Here is a 19415-nt window from a genome sequence, read left to right as displayed (position 1 = left end):
TTTATTAGTCACGCCAATGTTGTAATCGGGCAACGATGATTGACGGTACTACGCCTGTCTTCCGGCCGCCGCCCCGGCTGGTGCGTGCACCCCTCATGCCCGCAATCGAGCTGTGCGTGTTGGCGCTGGCGATCGCCCTGCTGGTCGGCAGCTATCTTGCGGTAATCGCGCGGGGCGAGCGTCAGGAACTGCTGACCCCGCCGCTCGTTGCCTCGATCCTGGTCGCCAACCTGCTCGCCTGCGGGTCGCTGATCGTGCTGCTCGGGCGGCGCGTCGCCAAGCGCCGAGCCGCCAAGCGGGGGGCAGGGGAGGGCAAGCTGCACGTCCGGCTGGTGGCCATCTTCTCGCTGCTGGCGTCGATCCCGACGGTGCTGCTGGCGGTGATTGCCTCCCTGCTGTTCCAATACGGCGCCGAATTCTGGTTTTCGGGCCGCGCGCGGGGAATGCTGGAAAATGCGCAGAGCCTCGCCCAGGCATCTTATAGCGAACTGGTCCGCTACGTCGACAACGAAAACGTGGCGATGGCGACGGACATCTCTAACATGCTGTTCGTAAGGCACTGGAAAATCGACAGCGAGCAATTCCACGACATCTACGAGATCGACGTCAGGCAGCGCAGCCTGTCCAATTCAGTATTGTTTTCGCTCTCTCCCGATGGCGCGATCAAATTTCGCGATCGCGTAATCAACTCGGACACGTTCGAGGACAAGATACTGCCCGAGGACATCCGCAAGGTCATCGATGGACATCTGAGCGTCGCCAATACGGACGCGCGGCGCACCTATTCGCTGTCGCGCGTACCGGGCACCGACCTGTTCCTCTATTCGACCCGCGAGGGCGGCGCGCAGGAGATGGCGGAGCGGCTGGAACGGCTGAAAACAGTGTTCAACGATTATCGTGCGCTGCTCGACCGGTCGAGAATGATCCAGCTACGCTTCAATATCGCGTTGCTGCTGATCTCGCTGTTGGTGATCGCGGTCGTGGTGTTCGTCGCGCTTGAAGTCGCGGATCGGCTGGTGCGTCCGGTCAACGAACTGGTCGGCGCGGCGCGGCGTGTCGCCGGCGGCGACCTGACCGCGCGCGTGCCGGTGCCGCGCGTCGAGGACGAGATCGGCGCTCTAGCGACCGCGTTCAACCAGATGACGCTCCGGCTGGAGGAGCAGACCGGCGCATTGGAAAGCCGGCGCGCATTGATCGAGGCGGTGATGTCGGGGGTCAGCGCGGGCGTGCTGTCGATTGCGCCCGATGGGCGCATCCGGCTGCTCAATGCCTCCGCTTGCGCCCTGCTCAAGCTCGACGAGGAGCGCGCGGTCGGCGCCAAGCTTACCGATGTCGCGCCCGAGCTGGCGGAATTCCTGCGCGGCGACCGGCGCGAGGCGATCGTCCAGCTTACCGGAACCGGCGACGCGCGAACGCTGGCAGTGCGGGTCACCGGCGACGAAGGCGGATTAGTCCTGACCTTCGACGACATGACCCAGCAACTGCTCGACCAGCGCCGCGCCGCCTGGTCCGACGTCGCGCGGCGAATCGCGCATGAGATCAAGAACCCGCTGACCCCGATCCAGCTCGCCGCCGAACGCCTGCAACGCCGCTATGGCGGGAACATCGATGCCGGCGATACGGTGTTCGGCAAGCTGACCGACACGATCGTCCGCCAGGTCGGGGACCTGCGCCGGATGGTCGATGAATTCTCGTCTTTCGCGCGGATGCCCAAGCCTGTCTTCCACGAGGAATCGCTGGTCGACCTGGTTCGCCAAGCGCTGTTCCTGCACGAAGTCGCCCATCCGCGCATCGCCTTCGACTTCGCCGCGCCCGACTTGCCGGTGCCGCTGATCTGCGATCGCCGCCAGATCAGCCAAGCACTGACGAACATCGTCAAGAACGCGGTCGAAGCGATTGAGGCACGTGGCGAGGGGGCCGCACCGGGCAAGGTCGCCGTGACGCTTGATCCCGCGCCGCGCGGGCTGGTGCTCGCGATCGCCGACAACGGCATTGGCCTGCCCACCGAACGCGAGCGCATTGCCGAGCCCTACATGACCACGCGGGCACGGGGCACCGGCCTCGGCCTTGCCATCGTCAAGAAGATCGTCGAGGAACATTGCGGGACGATCCAGTTCGGTGATCGCCCCGGCGGCGGCACGATCGTGACCATTGCCTTCGATACGAGCCTGCTCGCCGCAACGATCGACCTTAGCAGCACCGAACCAACTCCTGGCGGCGACGGATCGCTCGCCGTCCTAACCCGCAACGGACGCCTGACATGAGCCTCGACATCCTCGTCGTCGACGACGAGAAGGATATTCGCGAACTGGTCGCCGGCGTGCTGGAAGATGAAGGCTATGGCACGCGCGCCGCGGGCGACAGCGATGCCGCGCTGGAGGCGATCGCGACGCGCCGGCCCAGCCTGGTCCTGCTCGACGTATGGCTCCAGGGATCGCGGATGGATGGGCTTGATCTGCTCGATGAGATAAAACGCCGAGACCCGTCGATCCCAGTTCTGGTGATTTCGGGCCATGGCAATCTCGATACGGCGGTTGCCGCGATCCGCCGCGGCGCGGTCGACTTCATCGAAAAGCCGTTCCAGGCGGAACGCCTGCTGCTGATGGTCGCGCGGGCGACCGAGACCGAGCAACTGCGCCAGGAAGTCGCCTCGCTAAGGGCCTCGGCGGGTCGCGATACCGACCTGACCGGCAGCTCGGGGGCGATCAACGGCGTCCGCGCGACGCTGAAGCGCGTGGCGCAGACCGGCAGCCGGGTGCTGATCATGGGACCCGCCGGCGTCGGCAAGGAAGTGGCCGCGCGGCTGCTCCACAGCTGGAGCCGGCGCGCGCAGGCGCCCTTCGTCATCGTCAGCGCCGCGCGGATGACCCCGGAAAGGGTCGAGGAGGAGCTGTTCGGCATCGAGGAGGCGGGCGACCTCGTCCGCACCGGATTGCTCGAACAGGCGCATGGCGGAACGCTGTTCCTCGACGAGATCGCCGACATGCCGATCGCGACGCAGGGCCGCATCCTGCGCGTGCTGACCGACCAGAGCTTCACCCGTGTCGGGGGCCAGCGAACCGTCAAGGTCGACGTCCGCGTCGTCTCCGCCACCGCGCGAGACCTGACGACCGAAATTACCGACGGCCGGTTTCGCGAGGACCTTTATTACCGCCTGAACGTCGTGCCCGTCGTCCTGCCGCCGCTGGCCGACCGGCGCGAGGACATCCCCGCGCTGGTCAAGCATTTCGTCGCCCATTATGCCAGCGACCGGCGCGTGCCGACGCCCGAGATCGCCGAGGAAGCCCAGGTCGCGCTGCAAAGCTATGAATGGCCGGGCAACGTCCGCGAGCTCCGCAACGTGGTCGAGCGCACGATCATCCTGGCGCCTGGCGACCGCATCGGGCGGATCGACGTGGATCTGCTCCCGGCCGAAGTGCTGGGCGGGCGGGGCAGCAATTCGGGCACCACCGCGATGATGGGCGCGCCGCTGCGCGAGGCGCGCGAATCGTTCGAGCGCGAATATCTGCGCGTCCAGATCCGTCGCTTTTCGGGCAACATTTCGCGCACCGCGACCTTTATCGGGATGGAACGGTCGGCGCTGCACCGCAAGCTCAAGCTGCTCGGCATCACCGACACCCGCGACGACTAACCGAGCACGCGACCGTCCGCCCATTATCAACCGACGGATGCGCTGGACGAAAGCACCATGCCATCATACATTGTGCAGTGCGCCACGCCGCCAGGGCAAGGCGTTTCCAGACGCCGGAAAACGGCGCCACGCGGACGATATCGCCAAGACCAAGGACCAACATGGCCGACAAGCAGACCTCGCTCCAGGACCTGTTCCTGAACGCGCTCCGGCGTGCCAAGACCCCGGTGACGATGTTCCTCGTCAAGGGCGTCAAGCTGCAGGGCATCGTTACCTGGTTCGATAATTTCAGCGTGCTGCTGCGCCGCGACGGCCAGTCGCAGCTGATCTACAAGCATGCGATATCGACGATCATGCCCGCCAATCCGATCGACGTGGCCGCGATCACCGATGCGATCGGCGAGGCCCAGAAGAAACAAATGGTGCTCCAGGAAATCTTCCTCAACGCGGTGCGGAAGTCGGAAGACAGCGTGACGATGTTCCTGGTCAACGGCGTGATGCTGCAGGGCCAGATTGCGGCGTTCGACCTGTTCTGCATGCTGCTCCAGCGCGACGGCATGGTGCAACTGGTCTACAAGCATGCCGTTTCGACGATTCAGCCGGCGCGCCCGTTGAACCTGGTCGAGGAAACAACGAGTTCGGACAGCGATTGAGCACCGGCTTTGATCGCGACCGTGGTGAATTCACACGGGGCGCCCGGGCCGTCGTCGTGCTGCCGGACCAGGGCGACGGCGCGCGCGATGCGGAGGCACGCCTGGCCGAGACGGCCGGGCTGGCGGCGGCGATCGGCGTGTCGGTGGTGGAGCATATCGCCTACCGCGTTCGCGCGCCGAAGCCGGCGACGCTGATCGGATCGGGGCAGGTCGAGCAACTCGGCGCGCAAATGCGCGTGGCCGAGGCCGGGCTGGTGGTGTTCGACGCATCGTTGACCCCGGTTCAACAGCGCAATCTGGAAACGGCGCTGGAGGCGAAGGTCATCGACCGCACGGGGCTGATCCTCGAGATCTTCGGCGAGCGGGCGGCAACCGCCGAGGGGCGATTGCAGGTCGAACTCGCGCATCTCGACTATCAGGCCGGACGACTGGTGCGCAGCTGGACCCATCTGGAGCGCCAGCGCGGCGGCTTCGGCTTTCTGGGCGGGCCCGGCGAGACGCAGATCGAGGCCGATCGCCGGCTGATCCGCGACCGCATGGCACGGCTGCGGCGCGAACTCGACCAGGTCAGCCGCACCCGCGGCCTGCACCGCGACCGCCGTCGGCGCGCGCCCTGGCCGGTGATCGCTCTGGTCGGCTATACCAATGCGGGAAAATCGACGCTATTCAATCACTTGACGGGCGCCAGCGTCATGGCGGAAGATGTATTGTTCGCCACGCTCGATCCCACCTTGCGGCAGGTTTCATTGCCCGGCATCGAGAAGGCGATCCTGTCCGACACGGTCGGCTTCGTCTCCGAACTGCCGACGCAGCTCGTCGCGGCGTTCAAGGCGACGCTTGAGGAAGTGGTTTCGGCCGACCTGCTGATCCACGTCCGCGACATCGCGCATCCCGACAGCATCGCGCAGAAGGACGATGTCGAGGGGGTCCTGAACGATATCGGCGTCGATGCGTCGGTCCCGCGTATCGAGGCATGGAACAAGCTCGACCTGCTCGACGCGGAGGAGCGCGAGGAGATGCTGGGCGAGGCCGCGCGGCGCGACGACGTCGTCGCGCTGTCGGCGCTGCGCGGGGAGGGAGTGTCGACGCTGCTCGAAACCATCGCCGCGCTGCTGACCACGGCGCATCGACGCTATACGATCACGCTAGACGCGGGCGATGGCGCCGGCGCGGCGTGGCTGCACGCACATGGCGAAGTGCTGGGGCAGGCGGTGGAGGGCGACATCGCCACGTATGACGTGCGGATGGCGCTCCGCGACTTCGAACGCTTCGGAACGCGCTAGATCATGATGTTTTCATGTTGATGCGTCACGAAACATGGTTCGAGCTGATTTCATCAAGCCGTGACGGGCTGAGCTAGAGATCGATCGCCCCTTTCTCCGTTTTGACCCGCTGTCAGAGCACTTCCTGTACGTTGAGACTCCTCTGGGCAAACTGCTCGTCCGCCGCCTCCATCGCCCTGAAGCGCCGCTCGAACTTCGCGTTGGCTCCGCGCAATGCCGCTTCGGAATCGATCTCCAGCTTGCGCGCCCAATTGACCACCGCAAACAGCAGGTCGCCGACTTCTTCCTCCCGATGAGCGTCGCTCGCCGCAGTCTCTACCTCCGCAAGCTCTTCGTCGATCTTGGCGCGCGCGCCGTCCGCGTCGGGCCAATCGAAGCCAACGCGCGCGGCGCGCTTCTGCAGCTTTTCGGCGCGGAGCAGGGCGGGCAGGCCGATCGCGACACCGTCGAGCGCGCTTTCCGCGCCCTTGGCGCCGCGCTCACCGGCCTTGATCTCTTCCCACAAAGAGTGCCCGCCATCCGTCACGGCGCCGAAGATATGCGGGTGGCGGCGCTCCATCTTGTCACAGATTGCCGCCACGACGTCAGACAGCGCAAAATGGCCGGCTTCCTCGGCGATGCGGGCGTGGAACACGACCTGGAGCAGCAGATCGCCGAGTTCATCCTTGAGCTCGACCAGGTCGGCGCGTTCGATCGCGTCGACTACCTCATAGGCTTCCTCGATCGTGTACGGCGCGATCGTCGCGAAGGTCTGCGCCACATCCCATTCGCAGCCAGTTACCGGATCGCGCAGCCGCGCCATCACCGCGACCAGCCGCTCCATCCCGCTGCTCATCGCGAGAGGGCGATCCCGAGCGTCACAGGTTTCAGTGTGATAATACACATTATGTAAAACTCATCAGCGATTGCGTGATGCGCCCTTTCAGCCCACGATTTCGTCGGGCGCAAAGAAATAGGCGATCTCGATCGCCGCATTCTCGTCCGAATCCGATCCGTGCACCGAATTGGCCTCGATCGATTCGGCCAGTTCCTTGCGGATCGTCCCGGGTTCGGCATTGACCGGATTGGTCGCGCCCATGATGTCGCGATTGCGCTGCACGGCGTTTTCGCCCTCCAGCACCTGGACGACCACCGGGCCGGACATCATGAACGTCACCAGGTCGGCGAAGAACGGCCGCTCCCGGTGCACCGCATAGAAGCCTTCGGCCTGGTCGCGGGTCATGCGGATGCGCCTGGCAGCGACGATGCGCAGCCCGGCGTCTTCCAGCATTTTGGTAACCGCGCCGGTCAGGTTGCGGCGCGTGGCGTCGGGCTTGATGATTGAGAACGTGCGGGTCGCGGCCATGATGGTCACGGGCTCCTTGGACAAAGAATGGCGGAAAACTGCGGCGCCTCTAGGCGGGAGGCGGCGGGTTTGCAAGCCAGGCCCGATGGCGCCGCCGTCATCGGCCGGCCCGGGGTCAGGCCAGCCGCTCCCACCGTCCGGCATCGTTCTGCTTCCAATAGCGCCGCTCCGCGTCCGGGCGATCGGCCAGCGTCTGCCAGGCGATGCGCGCGGCGGCAATCCACTCCTCGTCGAAGAAATGAAAGGCTCGGTCGAATGCCAGCGCCGCGTCGCGCCATTCTCCGTCGACGATCGCGGCATGGCGCGCCTGATTGGGTGCTGCCAGGTCGCCGGCGATCAGCACCGGCTGGCGATGATCGGCATCGCCGCCGGCCAAGGCGTGCGGCAGGAAGCTGTCGGCCGAATAGGTCCAGAGCAGGCGGTCGAGCGCGCTACGTTGTCGTTCGTCGGCGCTGACCACGACCAGCCGTCCTCCTCCTTCCAGCACGCGCTCGGCGATGCGCGGCAGAACGCGATCGAGCGGCATCGTGGTCAGATGGTAGAAGTCGACCTGCATCAGCCCTCGAAATTGTCCCGCACCCACCGGTCGAGCAGGCGCACGCCATAGCCCGTCGCGCCCTTTTCATAGGTTGCACCGGCCTTGTCGGCCCATACCATGCCGGCGATGTCGAGATGCGCCCATTTGACCGTGGCATCGACGAAGCGGCCGATGAACTGCGCCGCGGTGATCGATCCGGCGCCGCGCGGGCCGACATTCTTCATGTCGGCGATCGGGCTGTCGATCAGCTTGTTATAGGCGTCCCCCATCGGCATCCGCCACAGCAGGTCGCCGGTCGCGCGGCCGGCGGCGAGCAACTGATCGGCCAGCGCATCGTCATTGGCGAACAGGCCGCCATGCTCGCTGCCCAGGCTGACGATCATCGCCCCGGTCAGCGTGGCGAGGTCGACGATCACCCCGGGCCGGTGTGCGTGCTGGACCCAGGTGATGCAGTCGCACAGCACCAGCCGGCCCTCCGCATCGGTATTGAGGATCTCGATCGTCTGCCCCGACATCGAGGTGACGACGTCGCCCGGACGCTGGGCGGCGGCGTCGGGCATGTTCTCCACCAGCCCGCACACGCCGATCACGTTCGCGCGTGCCTTGCGCGACGCCAGCGCCTTCATCGCGCCGACGACCGCGCCGGCGCCCCCCATGTCCCATTTCATGTCCTCCATGCCCGCACCGGGCTTGAGCGAGATGCCGCCCGAATCGAACGTCACCCCCTTGCCGACCAGCGCCACATCGGGATCGCCCTCCCCCTTCCCGCTCCATTTGAGCGCGAGGATCCGCGCGTCGCGTACCGAGCCCTGGCTGACGCCGAGCAGCGCCCCCATGCCCAGTTCGCGCATCTCACCCTCCCCGAGCACGGTAACCTTCAGGCCAAGGCCGTCAATGTCGGCCAGCACGCGCGCGACGAAGCTTTCGGGATAGATCACGTTGGGCGGCTCGGTGACGAGCATGCGGGTCAGGTCGAGACCACCGGTCACCGCGAGCATTGCGCCCCATGCGGCGTCGGTGCCGTCCGGCGCGCCGACGATCGTCACACTGGCGAGGGTCGGTTTTGAGCGCTCGGGCAGCTTGGTACGATAGACGTCGAACCGCCATGCCCGTTGCGCCATTGCCCCGGCGAAGCGTGCGACCGCGTTCGCGCTGGGGGCGGCGGCAAGGGCCGACAGGTCGACCGCCGCCGATGTTGCGCCGGTGATCAGCCGCGCCGTCAGCGCGCCCCCGGCACGCTCCCAATCGACCTCGCTCCCGTCGCCGACGCCGAGCAGCAGGACGCGGGCGACGACGCCGCCTTTTGCCACGAAGCCCTCAACGATCGCGCCGGTCTCGCCGTCAAAGCGCGCCGCGGCCGCAGCGGCGCGCAGGACGGGGCTCCCGTCGGTCGCCGCCAGGGTCGTCACCAGCCCGCCCCGGTCGACGGGAATGACCATGGCGTCGGCCTCAGTCTCAGGAAGCGTCATGGCAAGAACGATCTGCATTGATAAACCCCGGAACAATGGCGCGGGACGGCGCGGCCACGCCTCTCTAGAGCCCTAAAGCGAGCGACGCAAAGCGTCGCGCCGTTGCGGCATGCCGCCGGCGATGCAATACGGGCCGCGCGGCGCGGACCGTCCCGAATCGTGCGCGGGACCGGATCATGCGCGGGGGTGCAGTCGAGTGATCGTGAGGCGTTTGGTTATCCTGATCGGCTCTGCCGCTGCCCTGGCGCTGGTGCTGGTGGCGACCGCCGATCCGGCCAGCGCACAGGATCTGCAGGACCGGCCGATCGGTCTGCCGCCACCCGCCGAAACGCCGCCGCCCGATGATCCGGACCAGGTACAATTCACCGCCGGGAACCTCGACTATGACCTGAACGCCGATGTCGTGACCGCCATCGGCGATGTCCGGATGTACCGCCAGGGCCAGAAACTTCGGGCCGACCAGGTCGTCTGGAACCGCAAGACCGGACAGGTCGTCGCCACCGGCAACATCGCGGTCACCAACCCCCAGGGCGACGTGGCCTATGGCGACCGCATCGAACTGACCGACACGCTGAAGGACGGCGTGGTCGACAACATGCTCGTCGTGCTCGAGCAGGGCGGTCGTCTGGCGGCGAACAAAGGCAGCCGCGATCCCGCAGGCGTCGTGACCCTGTCCGAGGCGTCGTACACGCCGTGCAACGTCACCAACTCGGCGGGATGTCCGAAGGAGCCGTCGTGGAAGATCACCGCGGTCAAGGTCGTGTACCGCCCCGACCGCAAGCGCATCTATTATACCGGCGCGCGGATCAGCCTGTTCGGCCTGGCGACGCTGCCGCTGCCCAAATTGTCCAATCCGGTGGGCGGCACCGCGCAAAGCGGACTGTTGACACCCGATATCCGCTACAGCCGGGTCAACGGCTTTGAAGTCGCCCTGCCTTATTATTTCCGGCTGGCGCCCAATCGCGGGCTGACGATCACGCCCCGGGTGTTCACCTCGGTCGCGCCGATGCTGCAGGCCGATTACAGCGCACTGACCACCAAGGGCGCCTTCAAGGTCACCGCTTATGCCACCGTGTCGCCACGCAGCGACGACCTGACCGACCTGAACGCGGGGACGAGCACCACCTTTCGCGGCTATCTCGATGCCGTCGGAAGGTTCCAGCTGAGCCCGGAATGGTCGGTGTCCGGATCGATCCGGCGCACGACGGATCGCACTTTCCTGCGCCGCTACGACATTTCGCGCGACGACCGCCTGCGATCGACCGTCAGCCTCGAGCGGATCGACGCCAGCAGCTATCTCGGCATTACCGGCTGGGCGATCCAGACGCTGCGGATCGGCGACGACCAGGGATTGCAGCCGATCGCCTTGCCCGAAATCGACTATCGTCGTCGGCTCGACGGCATTGCCGGCGGCCGGCTCCAGCTCCAGTTGAACACGCTGGCGATCGCCCGCACCGAGGGCCAGGACACCCAGCGCGCCTTTGCCAGCGCTCAATGGGATTTGCGGCGGATCACGCCATGGGGCCAGGAGGTCACGCTCACCGCCTATGCCCGCGGCGACCTCTACAACGCCAGCGACACGATCGCGACGACGGTCGCGAGCTATCGCGGCGAGGCGGGCGTCAACGTGCGCGGCATCGCGGCGCTGGCGGTCGACGTCAAATGGCCGTTAGTCGGTGCCTTCCTGCATGGGACCCAGCGGCTGACACCGCGCTTTCAGGTCGTCGCCTCGCCAAGGATCGCCAATCTGCGGGTGCCCAACGAGGACGCCCGGGCGGTTGACCTGGAGGATTCCAACCTGTTCGCGCTCAATCGTTTCCCCGGCTATGACCGGTGGGAGGATTCGACGCGCTTCACCTACGGCGTTGACTGGGCGGTCGATCTCCCGGGTCTGTCGTGGGACGCTACCGTCGGGCAGAGCTATCGCCTGTCCAGCCGCCCCTCGATCCTGCCGGACGGCACCGGCTTCACCGATCGCTTCTCGGACATAGTCGGCCGGACCGAAGTGCGGTTCCGCGACTTCGTCTCGCTGATCCACCGCTATCGCCTCGACAAGGATGGCCTGGCGATTCGCCGCAACGAGCTCGACGCGACGGTCGGCAGCAAGCGCACCTACCTGTTGCTCGGCTATCTTCGGCTCAACCGCAACATCACGGCGTCCTTGGAGGATTTGCGCGACCGCGAGGAGGCACGCATCGGCGGACGGGTGGCTTTCGCCAAATTCTGGTCGATCTTTGGCTCGGCGACGGTCGACCTGACCGACCGCAATGAGGATCCGACATCGGTCGCCGATGGCTTCGATCCGGTGCGCCATCGGCTGGGTTTCGCCTATGAGGACGATTGCCTCCGCCTCGGCCTGACCTGGAAACGCGACTATCAGGACACCGGCGACGCCCGCCGCGGCAACAGTTTCCTCTTGACGCTGGCGTTCAAGAACCTTGGCCGCTAAGCAATCGTTCATCACGATGGTAACATTGGCGCAGATGTTGGCGGGCACGCCTGCGCGTGATGAGGTAGCGGATTAGTGGATAGCTTTTTTAACTCGGGCCGCGTGGTTCGATTTCTTATCAGCGTTGCGGCTGTATCGATGACCGGCGCGGTGATCGCCCAGACGGTCGGCGACCGGGCGGTACCGGAAACCAATCTGGACCTGCCGACCAATCTCACCATTTTCGGCAAGCTGGATCCCAATGTTCGAAAGCCGACCGCGATCGTCAACGATACCGTGATCACCGGTACCGATGTCGACCAGCGCGTGGCGCTCATCGTTTCGGCCAACCAGCTCCAGCTCGACGCCAAGGATCTCGAACAGCTCAAGCTTCAGATGCTTCGGCAGCTGATCGACGAGACGCTGCAGATCCAGGAAGCCAAGGCCCACGAAATCACCATCACGACACCCGAGATCGACCAGGCATTCGATCGCGTCGCCAAGAATTTCGGACGAGAGCCCGCCGATTTCAGAGCCTATCTGCGGACGATCGGGTCGTCCGATCGCTCGATGCGCCGCCAGATCCAGGGCGAACTCGCCTGGCAACGCTACCTCAGGCGTCGAGTCGAGCCGATCATCAACGTCGGTGACGAGGAGGTCGCCGGAATCCTGAAGCGGCTGGAGGAAGCCAAGGGTACCGAGGAATATCATTTGCGCGAAATCTATATGTCGGCGACGGCCGACATCGCGCCCGCGGTGTTCAGCAAGGGCCGCGGGCTGATCCAGGAGATGCAGACGGGCAAGGCGCCGTTCGAATATTATGCCCGGACTTTTTCGGAAGCGACGACCAAGGGCGTCGGCGGCGACCTGGGCTGGGTGCGGGGTGCGCAATTGCCGACCGAGTTGGCAACCGCTTCGGCGGATATGCAGGTCGGCCAGATCGCCGGGCCTATCGAGGTGCCCGGCGGCTTCTCCATCCTCTACATGGTCGACAAGCGCAAGGTGCTGACCGCCGATCCGCGGGACGCAAAGCTGAACCTGAAACAGATGACGCTGCGCTTCCCGCCGGGCACGACCGAGGCGCAGGCGAGCGTCCGTGCCGCCGACTTCGCCAAGGTGGTCCAGGGGATCAACGGTTGCGGCGGCGTCGCCAAGGCGGCCGCGGGCATCGGCGCCGAAGTCGTCGATAACGATCAGATCACGATCCGCGACCTGCCCGGCCCGCTCCAGGAAATCATGGTGAAGTTGCAGGTCGGCCAGGCGTCGCCGCCGTTCGGATCGGCGACCGATGGCGTACGCACGCTGGTGCTGTGCGGCCGCGACGACGTTGCCGGCGGATCGCTGCCCACCGCCGAGCAGGTGCAGGGCCAGCTCGAGCAGCAACGCGTGAACCTGCGCGCGCAACAGATCCTGCGCGACCTGCGGCGCGACGCCATCATCGAATATCGATAGGGGACCGATGGCCACGCTTTTCCCGTTGGCCATCTCGATGGGTGATCCGGCGGGCATCGGCCCGGAAATCATCGCCAAGGCCTGGTTGCGGCGGCAGGAAGCAGGCCTGCCGCCCTTTTTCGTGATCGGCGATGCGCGCGCGGTCGGGCGGGTATGGGATGGCCCCATCGCGCCTATCGATTCGCCCGGTTCGGCAACGGCGGCGTTCGATACGGCGCTTCCGGTATTCACCGTCGAGGATGGCGGGGAGATCGTGCCGGGCTATCCCGACCTGGACGGGGCACGTTGCGCGCTTCACGCATTGGAGATGGCGACGGGCTTCACCCGATCGGGCGCCGCCGGCGCGCTGGTCACCGCGCCGGTATCGAAGGCCCAGCTCTACCAGATTGGCTTCACCCATGCCGGGCAGACCGAGTTCGTCGCGGAACGGGTCGGCGTGGCGGCCGAACAGACGGCGATGATGCTGGCGGGCCCGACGCTGCGGGTCGTGCCGGTAACCACGCACGTTCCGCTGGCGCAGGTGGCGGAATTGCTGTCGCCGGGCCTGCTGGTGGCCAAGGCGCGCGTTGTCGCGCGCGCGCTGATCCGCGATTTCGGTATTGGCGCGCCGCGCCTGGCCTTTGCCGGGCTCAATCCGCATGCCGGCGAGCAAGGCACGATCGGGCGCGAGGAGATCGACATCCTGATCCCCGCGATCGAAGTGTTGCGCGGCGAAGGCATCGACGCCAGCGGCCCCTTTCCCGCCGACACGATGTTCCACGAGCGCGGGCGGGCAATGTTCGATGTCGCCATCTGCTGCTATCACGATCAGGCGCTGGTGCCGATCAAGACGCTCCATTTCGATGAAGGCGTCAACACCACGCTGGGCCTGCCAATCGTGCGTACCTCGCCCGATCACGGCACCGCCTTTGGCATTGCCGGCCGGGATCGTGCGGAACCAGGGGCGATGATCGCGGCTATCCGGATGGCGGCCGAGGCCGCCCGGCGCCGCGCCGACTATCATCAGGCTTGAGCGGCAAGCGTGAGCGTGTCCGATCTGCCGCCGCTGCGCGAGGTCATTGCGCGCCACGGCCTGTCAGCATCCAAGGCACTCGGCCAGAACTTCCTGTTCGACGGGCAGTTGCTTGCGCGGATCGCCGCGGTGCCCGGCGACCTGTCGGGCGCCGAAGTGCTGGAGATCGGGCCGGGACCCGGCGGGCTGACCCGCGCCCTGCTCCGGACCGGCGCGCGCGTCGTCGCCATCGAACGTGACCGCCGCTGCCTGCCCGCGCTGGCCGAGCTTGACGACGCCTGCCCGGGGCGGCTGCGGGTGATCGCGGGGGATGCGCTGGCGGTCGATGCCGTGCCGCTGTTTGCGGGCCGACCACATATCGTCGCCAATCTGCCCTATAATGTCGGAACTGCTTTGCTCGTCCTCTGGCTGTCGGCCGAATGGATGCCGTGGTGGCAATCGCTGACGCTGATGTTCCAGCGGGAGGTCGCCGAGCGGATCGTCGCGGCGCCGGGTAGCGGCGCTTACGGCCGGTTGTCGGTGCTGGCGCAGTGGCGATCGACCGCGCGGATCGCGATGACCGTCCATCGTTCGGCGTTTACCCCGCCGCCCAGGGTGATGTCGGCCGTCGTGCATATCGTGCCGGCCGAGCCGCCCGACGGCGTCGCCTTCGCCACGCTGGAACGGCTGACCGCGGCCGCATTCGGGCAGCGCCGCAAGATGCTGCGGCAAAGCCTGAAGGGCATGGCAGGCGCGATCACGGCGCTGGGCGTCGTGGGGATCGATCCGGCACGACGGGCGGAAACGGTGTCGGTCGCCGAGTTCATCGCGCTGGCCCGCGCCCTATAGACGCTATTCCTTGGCGGCATCGGGCTTGTCGGGCACCTTGGTCGGGGCGATTGCGGCAAGCGGCGGACCCTTTGCGATCGTCGCGGCCAAGGCGGTTGCCTCCGGGCAGGCCTTCTTGCCGCACAGCGTCCTGATCCGCGCCAGATTCTCCTTGGCCGGGCCCAACGCGCCCTTCGTGACCATCGCCTCCCCCTGGCCGCGCAAGGCAGCGACATCATTGGGCTCGAGCAGCAGCGCCTCGCGATAGAGGCGGATCGCCTTGCCCGGCAATTGCTGCTTTTCGGCGAGGACGGCCAGTTCGAGGAACGCCCCGCGATTGCGCGGGTCGACCACCAGCGCGCTCTCGATCAGGTCGGTCGCGCCTGGCAGATTGCCGGCCGCCTCCGCCGCCTTGCCCCGGTTGAGCAGCGCCATCGACCGGGGATCGATCGCGGTGTCCGCGCGCTGGGCGCTGAGCGAGGTCGACACGCTGATCGCGGCGAGCGCGATGGCGGCAGCGACGGGCAAAAAGCGCATGATCGTCTCCAGGCGGGGCACAACGCCGCCGACTAGCATCGGCGGACGAGCCGCGCGACAAAAAAGCCGTCGGTATCGTCATGCGCCGGCGTCAGTCGCACGCCGGCGCCACGCGACCGGCCGGTCGCCATCGTCATTTCGGGGGTCCACCGGGGTTGCTCGTCGATCAACGCAGCAACCTGGGCGGCGCCTTCCTCGTCCAGCAGCGAGCAGACTATATAGACCAGCGCGCCGCCCGGCCGGACCAGGTCGGCGCCGATCCGCAACAGCCGCGCCTGGGTCCCGACCAGCCGATCGATCCGCGCCGGACTCAGCCGCCAGCGTGCCTCCGGGTTGCGCCGCCACGTGCCGGTGCCCGAACAGGGCGCATCGATCAGCACGATGTCGGCACTTCCCCGCCAATCGTCGAGCACCATCGCCTCGCGACCTGGATCGAGCAGCCGCGCGGCGATGATCGCCGCGCCGGCCCGCGCGGCGCGGGGCGCCAGTCGCGACAGCCGTCCGCGATCGGTGTCGGTTGCCAGGATCGATCCGCGATTGTCCATCATTGCCGCCAGCGCGAGCGCCTTGCCGCCCGCGCCGGCGCAGAGATCGATGACCGTCATGCCGGGCGCGGCGCCGCTCGCCAGGGTGACCAACTGGCTGCCGGCGTCCTGGACCTCGACCAGCCCCGTGCGAAAGGCATCGCTCGCCTCCACCGCGGTGCCGGGGGGCAAGCGCCAGCCCGCCGGAACATGGGGTATGCGTTGCGCCCCGGCATGGTCGAAGGTGCCGTAGCCGGCCGCGAGACGGTTTTCGCGCAGGTCGAGCGGCGCGCGACCGACCAGCGTGGATGCTTCGACACCATCGATCCCCGACGCCGCCAGCCGCCGTTCCAGCCAGTCGGGCGCAATCCCCGCTGCCGCTGGCGCTTCGTCATCGATCGGTCGCGGCCCGTGTGCCGATCCGTCGAAGGCGGCAGCCAGCGCGGGATCGTCTCGTACCAGCCCGGTCATCGCCGCCCGGCCCGACGCCGGCATCTCCCCTGCCCGCCGGATCGCGGCATAGACCAGCTCTCGCACCGCGCGCCGATCCTTCGACCCGGCATAGCGCCGCGTGGCGAAATACCTGGCGACCAGCGTGTCCGCGGCGGCCCCGCCGCCCCGCGCCGCGTCGATGATCTGGTCAAGCAGTTCGATCGCCGCCCGGACTCGTGCGCCGGGCGTCATCGCGTCGGGTAGTTCGGCGCCTCGCGCGTGATCGTCACGTCGTGGACGTGGCTTTCCTTGAGGCCCGCGCCGGTGATCCGGACAAAGCGCGCACGGCGCTGGAGATCCTCGATCGTCCGCGATCCGGTATAGCCCATCGCCGCCTTCACCCCGCCGACCAGCTGGTGGATGACGTCGCGCGCCGGTCCCTTGAACGCCACCTGGCCCTCGATGCCCTCCGGCACCAGCTTGAGCTGGTCCTTGATGTCCTGCTGGAAATAGCGGTCGGCCGAGCCCCGCGCCATCGCCCCGACCGATCCCATACCGCGATACGATTTATACGCGCGGCCCTGATAGAGGAAGGTTTCGCCCGGCGCCTCCTCGGTGCCGGCCAGCAGCGACCCGATCATCGCCGACGATGCGCCCGCCGCCAGCGCCTTGGCGATGTCGCCCGACGTCCGGATGCCGCCATCGGCGATCACCGGGACGCCGGCTTTGCGCGCCTCGTCGGCGCAGTCCATCACCGCGGTCAGCTGCGGCACGCCGACCCCCGCCACGACCCGCGTCGTACAGATCGATCCCGGGCCGATGCCGACCTTGATCGCGTCGGCGCCGGCGTCGATCAGCGCGCGCGCGGCCTGGGCGGTGGCGACGTTGCCGGCGACGACCTGAACCGAGTTCGACAGCTTCTTGACCCGCTCGACCGCGCGCGCGACGTCGTTATTGTGCCCATGGGCGGTATCGATGACGATGAGGTCGCATTCGGCATCGACCAGCGACACGGTGCGTTCGAACCCCTTGTCGCCCACCGTCGTCGCCGCCGCGACGCGCAGCCGCCCGGCGGCGTCCTTCGTCGCGTCGGGATAGGTGACCGCCTTTTCCATGTCCTTGACCGTCACCAGCCCGACGCAGCGATAGGCATCGTCGACCACAAGCAGTTTCTCGATCCGGCGCTGGTGGAGCAGCCGCTTCGCTTCGTCCTGGCCGACGCCGACACCAACGGTGACGAGATTGTCGCGGGTCATCAGCTCGCTGACCGGCTGGCGCGGGTTCTCGGCAAAGCGGACGTCGCGGTTGGTCAGGATGCCGACCAGCCGTCCGCTCGACTCGACGACGGGGATGCCGCTGATCCGATGCCGCGCCATCAGCGCCTGCGCCTCCGCCAGCGTTGCGGTCGGCTGGATGGTGATCGGGTTGACGACCATGCCGCTCTCGAACCGTTTGACCGCGCGGACCGCGTCGCATTGCTCGAGCACCTCGAGATTGCGGTGGAGCACGCCGATGCCGCCGAGCTGCGCCATGACGATCGCCATGTCGGCCTCGGTCACGGTGTCCATCGCCGACGATATGATCGGGATGGTGAGCGCGATGCCGCGGGTCAGCTGCGTCGCGGTATTCGCCATGCTCGGCAGGATGTCCGATTCGGCCGGGTACAGCAGGACATCGTCGAAAGTCAGGCCGAGCCGGATGTCCATGGAAAGCGCCAATCTGTCGAATCGAACGGTGGCGGTCCATGTAAACGCGAGCGCAGGGGAGCGCTAGGGTGCAGACATGATGCATCGGCCCGTGCGGCGTGCTAGCATCACCGGACAATCGGAGGGGAATGACGATGGGATTGACGCTCGCCTTCCTGGCGCTCGCGCTGGTCGCGGTATATTTCATGACCAGCATCAAGGTCGTGCGCCAGGGCTATCATTATACGATCGAGCATTTCGGCCGCTTCACCGTGGTCGCCAGGCCAGGCCTCAATTTCTACCCTGCATTCTTCTATCGCGTCGGCCGGCGGGTCAACATGATGGAGCAGGTGATCGACATCCCGCAGCAGGAGATCATCACCAAGGACAATGCGATGATCTCGACCGACGGCGTCGTGTTCTTCCAGGTGCTCGATGCCGCCAAGGCAGCATATGAGGTGTCCGACCTCTACACGGCGCTGATGCAATTGTGCACGACCAACCTGCGCACCGTGATGGGCTCGATGGATCTCGACGAGACGCTGTCGAAGCGCGACGAGATCAACGTCAAGCTGCTCAACGTCGTCGATCATGCGACGACGCCATGGGGCGTCAAGATCACCCGCGTCGAGATCAAGGACATCCGGCCGCCCGCCGACATCGTCAATGCGATGGGCCGCCAGATGAAGGCCGAGCGCGAGAAGCGGGCCAACATCCTCGACGCCGAAGGCGCGCGGGCCGGTGCGATCCTGCGTGCGGAGGGCGAGAAGCAGTCGAAGATCCTGGAGGCGGAAGGGCGCCGCGAGGCCGCGTTCCGCGACGCCGAGGCACGCGAACGCGCCGCCGAAGCCGAGGCGAAGGCGACAAAGATGGTCAGCGACGCGATCGAGACCGGCAGCGCATTGGCGATCAACTATTTCGTCGCGCAGAAATATGTCGACGCGGTCGCCAAGTTCGCCACGAGCCCCAACGCCAAGACCATCCTGTTCCCGGTCGAGGCGACCCAGCTGATCGGCACGCTGGGCGGGATCGGCGAGCTGGCGCGCGAGGCGTTCGGCAACGGGCCGCCCCCCGCCCCGCCAAAGCCGCCACGCGTGCCCGGGCCGTTCGAGCAGCAGCAGCAATGACGGTCTGGCTGAGCAGCCCGGCCCTGTTGTGGCTGGCGGGGGCACTGGTGCTGGCGCTGGCCGAACTGGTCGCGCCGGGCTTCTTCCTGATCTTCCTGGCGACAGGGGCCGCGGTCACCGGCGTCGTGACCCTGGCGGTCGGGGCGCCGCTGTTCGTCCAGGTGATCGTGTTCGCGGTGGCGACCACGGGTGCGGTGGCGATGGGCTATCGCTGGTACCGGCGCAGCCCGGTGCCCAGCGCCGACCCGCTGCTCAACAACCGCGCGGCGCGGCTGGTCGGCGAACTGGTCGAGGTCACCGAGCCGATCGTCAATGGCGTGGGTCGCGTCCGGGTCGCGGACGGCGTGTGGCCGGCGCGCGGCCCCGATGCCGTCGGTGGCACCAGGATGCGGGTGGTCGGCGAGAGCGGCGGCGAACTGGTCGTCGAGCCGGCCTGAGAGCCTGTTTGGAACCGCGCGGAAGAGCGAGTTTCGTGCCCTCAACACGTTTTCA

Annotated in this window: 17 protein-coding genes; 10 read left to right on the top strand and 7 right to left on the bottom strand. The window is 67.0% G+C overall.

The window, feature by feature from the left end; genetic code table 11:
- The first annotated feature begins 95 nt into the window (after window positions 1-95).
- From ACFE7K_RS01290 to hflX, 4 genes are all read left to right on the top strand, one after another.
- Window positions 96-2264: an ATP-binding protein gene (locus ACFE7K_RS01290; RefSeq protein WP_375396342.1), complete on the top strand. Its 2169-nt coding sequence runs from the start codon at window positions 96-98 to the stop codon at window positions 2262-2264.
- Window positions 2261-3631 (top strand): sigma-54-dependent transcriptional regulator, encoded by a 1371-nt coding sequence (locus tag ACFE7K_RS01285; RefSeq protein WP_375396341.1) that lies wholly within the window; start codon window positions 2261-2263, stop codon window positions 3629-3631. The genes ACFE7K_RS01290 and ACFE7K_RS01285 overlap by 4 nt, the downstream gene beginning before the upstream one ends.
- A 77-nt stretch (window positions 3632-3708) precedes the next feature.
- Window positions 3709-4284, top strand: a complete 576-nt coding sequence (hfq, locus tag ACFE7K_RS01280; RefSeq protein WP_375396340.1) for an RNA chaperone Hfq — start codon at window positions 3709-3711, stop codon at window positions 4282-4284.
- Complete coding sequence (gene hflX, locus ACFE7K_RS01275; RefSeq protein ID WP_375396339.1) at window positions 4281-5567, top strand: GTPase HflX; 1287 nt, start codon at window positions 4281-4283, stop codon at window positions 5565-5567. Before hfq ends, hflX begins: the two co-directional genes overlap by 4 nt.
- 112 nt (window positions 5568-5679) lie before the next feature.
- Here the strand turns inward: hflX and mazG are convergent, their stop codons facing one another.
- The 4 genes from mazG to ACFE7K_RS01255 form a co-directional block, all read right to left on the bottom strand.
- The gene (gene mazG, locus ACFE7K_RS01270; protein ID WP_375396418.1) at window positions 5680-6390 is read right to left on the bottom strand and encodes a nucleoside triphosphate pyrophosphohydrolase; all 711 of its coding nucleotides are present in this window, start codon (window positions 6388-6390) and stop codon (window positions 5680-5682) included.
- Between the two features lie 99 nt (window positions 6391-6489).
- Window positions 6490-6912, bottom strand: a complete 423-nt coding sequence (gene ndk / locus ACFE7K_RS01265; protein WP_375396417.1) for a nucleoside-diphosphate kinase — start codon at window positions 6910-6912, stop codon at window positions 6490-6492.
- 115 nt (window positions 6913-7027) lie between these two features.
- Window positions 7028-7468, bottom strand: a complete 441-nt coding sequence (locus ACFE7K_RS01260) for a DNA polymerase III subunit chi (protein WP_375396338.1) — start codon at window positions 7466-7468, stop codon at window positions 7028-7030.
- Complete coding sequence (locus tag ACFE7K_RS01255; protein WP_375396337.1) at window positions 7468-8937, bottom strand: leucyl aminopeptidase; 1470 nt, start codon at window positions 8935-8937, stop codon at window positions 7468-7470. Before ACFE7K_RS01255 ends, ACFE7K_RS01260 begins: the two co-directional genes overlap by 1 nt.
- A 184-nt stretch (window positions 8938-9121) precedes the next feature.
- Between ACFE7K_RS01255 and ACFE7K_RS01250 the strand changes: the two genes are divergently transcribed.
- From ACFE7K_RS01250 to rsmA, 4 genes are all read left to right on the top strand, one after another.
- Window positions 9122-11368, top strand: a complete 2247-nt coding sequence (locus ACFE7K_RS01250; RefSeq protein ID WP_375396336.1) for an LPS-assembly protein LptD — start codon at window positions 9122-9124, stop codon at window positions 11366-11368.
- Between the two features lie 138 nt (window positions 11369-11506).
- The gene (locus ACFE7K_RS01245) at window positions 11507-12799 is read left to right on the top strand and encodes a peptidylprolyl isomerase (RefSeq protein ID WP_375396335.1); all 1293 of its coding nucleotides are present in this window, start codon (window positions 11507-11509) and stop codon (window positions 12797-12799) included.
- Between the two features lie 7 nt (window positions 12800-12806).
- Entirely contained in the window at window positions 12807-13811 is a 1005-nt protein-coding gene (pdxA, locus tag ACFE7K_RS01240) for a 4-hydroxythreonine-4-phosphate dehydrogenase PdxA (RefSeq protein ID WP_375396334.1), read from the top strand.
- A 15-nt stretch (window positions 13812-13826) separates the two neighbouring features.
- Window positions 13827-14639: a 16S rRNA (adenine(1518)-N(6)/adenine(1519)-N(6))-dimethyltransferase RsmA gene (rsmA, locus tag ACFE7K_RS01235; RefSeq protein WP_375396416.1), complete on the top strand. Its 813-nt coding sequence runs from the start codon at window positions 13827-13829 to the stop codon at window positions 14637-14639.
- 3 nt (window positions 14640-14642) lie between these two features.
- On the opposite strand, the gene ACFE7K_RS01230 is transcribed toward rsmA, so the two are convergent.
- Genes ACFE7K_RS01230 through guaB form a run of 3 tightly spaced genes read right to left on the bottom strand, consistent with a single transcriptional unit; the run spans window position 14643 to window position 17817 of the window.
- On the bottom strand, window positions 14643-15155 hold the full coding sequence (locus ACFE7K_RS01230) for a hypothetical protein (RefSeq protein WP_375396333.1): 513 nt from the start codon (window positions 15153-15155) through the stop codon (window positions 14643-14645).
- Between the two features lie 32 nt (window positions 15156-15187).
- Complete coding sequence (locus ACFE7K_RS01225) at window positions 15188-16363, bottom strand: RsmB/NOP family class I SAM-dependent RNA methyltransferase (protein WP_375396332.1); 1176 nt, start codon at window positions 16361-16363, stop codon at window positions 15188-15190.
- Window positions 16360-17817 (bottom strand): IMP dehydrogenase, encoded by a 1458-nt coding sequence (guaB, locus tag ACFE7K_RS01220; RefSeq protein WP_375396331.1) that lies wholly within the window; start codon window positions 17815-17817, stop codon window positions 16360-16362. The genes ACFE7K_RS01225 and guaB overlap by 4 nt, the downstream gene beginning before the upstream one ends.
- A 128-nt stretch (window positions 17818-17945) precedes the next feature.
- Between guaB and ACFE7K_RS01215 the strand changes: the two genes are divergently transcribed.
- Both ACFE7K_RS01215 and ACFE7K_RS01210 read left to right on the top strand, forming a co-directional pair.
- Window positions 17946-18923, top strand: coding sequence for an SPFH domain-containing protein (locus tag ACFE7K_RS01215; protein ID WP_375396330.1), 978 nt, complete (start codon window positions 17946-17948; stop codon window positions 18921-18923).
- Entirely contained in the window at window positions 18920-19360 is a 441-nt protein-coding gene (locus tag ACFE7K_RS01210) for an NfeD family protein (protein ID WP_375396329.1), read from the top strand. Before ACFE7K_RS01215 ends, ACFE7K_RS01210 begins: the two co-directional genes overlap by 4 nt.
- Window positions 19361-19415: the final 55 nt, after the last annotated feature.

The sequence above is a fragment of the uncultured Sphingomonas sp. genome (assembly GCF_964244265.1).
In the GTDB taxonomy this organism is placed as follows: Bacteria; Pseudomonadota; Alphaproteobacteria; order Sphingomonadales; family Sphingomonadaceae; genus Sphingomonas.
Note: the sequence above shows the minus strand (reverse complement) of the source record. Positions and strands in the feature narration are given on the sequence as shown.

Excerpts from the sequence above, each read along its gene's own strand:
- ACFE7K_RS01290 (WP_375396342.1), top strand. The coding sequence starts at position 96 with ATGCCCGCAATCGAGCTGTGCGTGTTGGCGCTGGCGATCGCCCTGCTG.
- ACFE7K_RS01285 (WP_375396341.1), top strand. The coding sequence starts at position 2,261 with ATGAGCCTCGACATCCTCGTCGTCGACGACGAGAAGGATATTCGCGAA.
- mazG (WP_375396418.1), bottom strand. The coding sequence starts at position 6,390 with ATGGAGCGGCTGGTCGCGGTGATGGCGCGGCTGCGCGATCCGGTAACT.
- ndk (WP_375396417.1), bottom strand. The coding sequence starts at position 6,912 with ATGGCCGCGACCCGCACGTTCTCAATCATCAAGCCCGACGCCACGCGC.
- ACFE7K_RS01260 (WP_375396338.1), bottom strand. The coding sequence starts at position 7,468 with ATGCAGGTCGACTTCTACCATCTGACCACGATGCCGCTCGATCGCGTT.
- ACFE7K_RS01255 (WP_375396337.1), bottom strand. The coding sequence starts at position 8,937 with ATGCAGATCGTTCTTGCCATGACGCTTCCTGAGACTGAGGCCGACGCC.
- ACFE7K_RS01245 (WP_375396335.1), top strand. The coding sequence starts at position 11,507 with ATGACCGGCGCGGTGATCGCCCAGACGGTCGGCGACCGGGCGGTACCG.
- pdxA (WP_375396334.1), top strand. The coding sequence starts at position 12,807 with ATGGCCACGCTTTTCCCGTTGGCCATCTCGATGGGTGATCCGGCGGGC.
- ACFE7K_RS01230 (WP_375396333.1), bottom strand. The coding sequence starts at position 15,155 with ATGCGCTTTTTGCCCGTCGCTGCCGCCATCGCGCTCGCCGCGATCAGC.
- ACFE7K_RS01225 (WP_375396332.1), bottom strand. The coding sequence starts at position 16,363 with ATGACGCCCGGCGCACGAGTCCGGGCGGCGATCGAACTGCTTGACCAG.
- guaB (WP_375396331.1), bottom strand. The coding sequence starts at position 17,817 with ATGGACATCCGGCTCGGCCTGACTTTCGACGATGTCCTGCTGTACCCG.
- ACFE7K_RS01215 (WP_375396330.1), top strand. The coding sequence starts at position 17,946 with ATGACGATGGGATTGACGCTCGCCTTCCTGGCGCTCGCGCTGGTCGCG.
- ACFE7K_RS01210 (WP_375396329.1), top strand. The coding sequence starts at position 18,920 with ATGACGGTCTGGCTGAGCAGCCCGGCCCTGTTGTGGCTGGCGGGGGCA.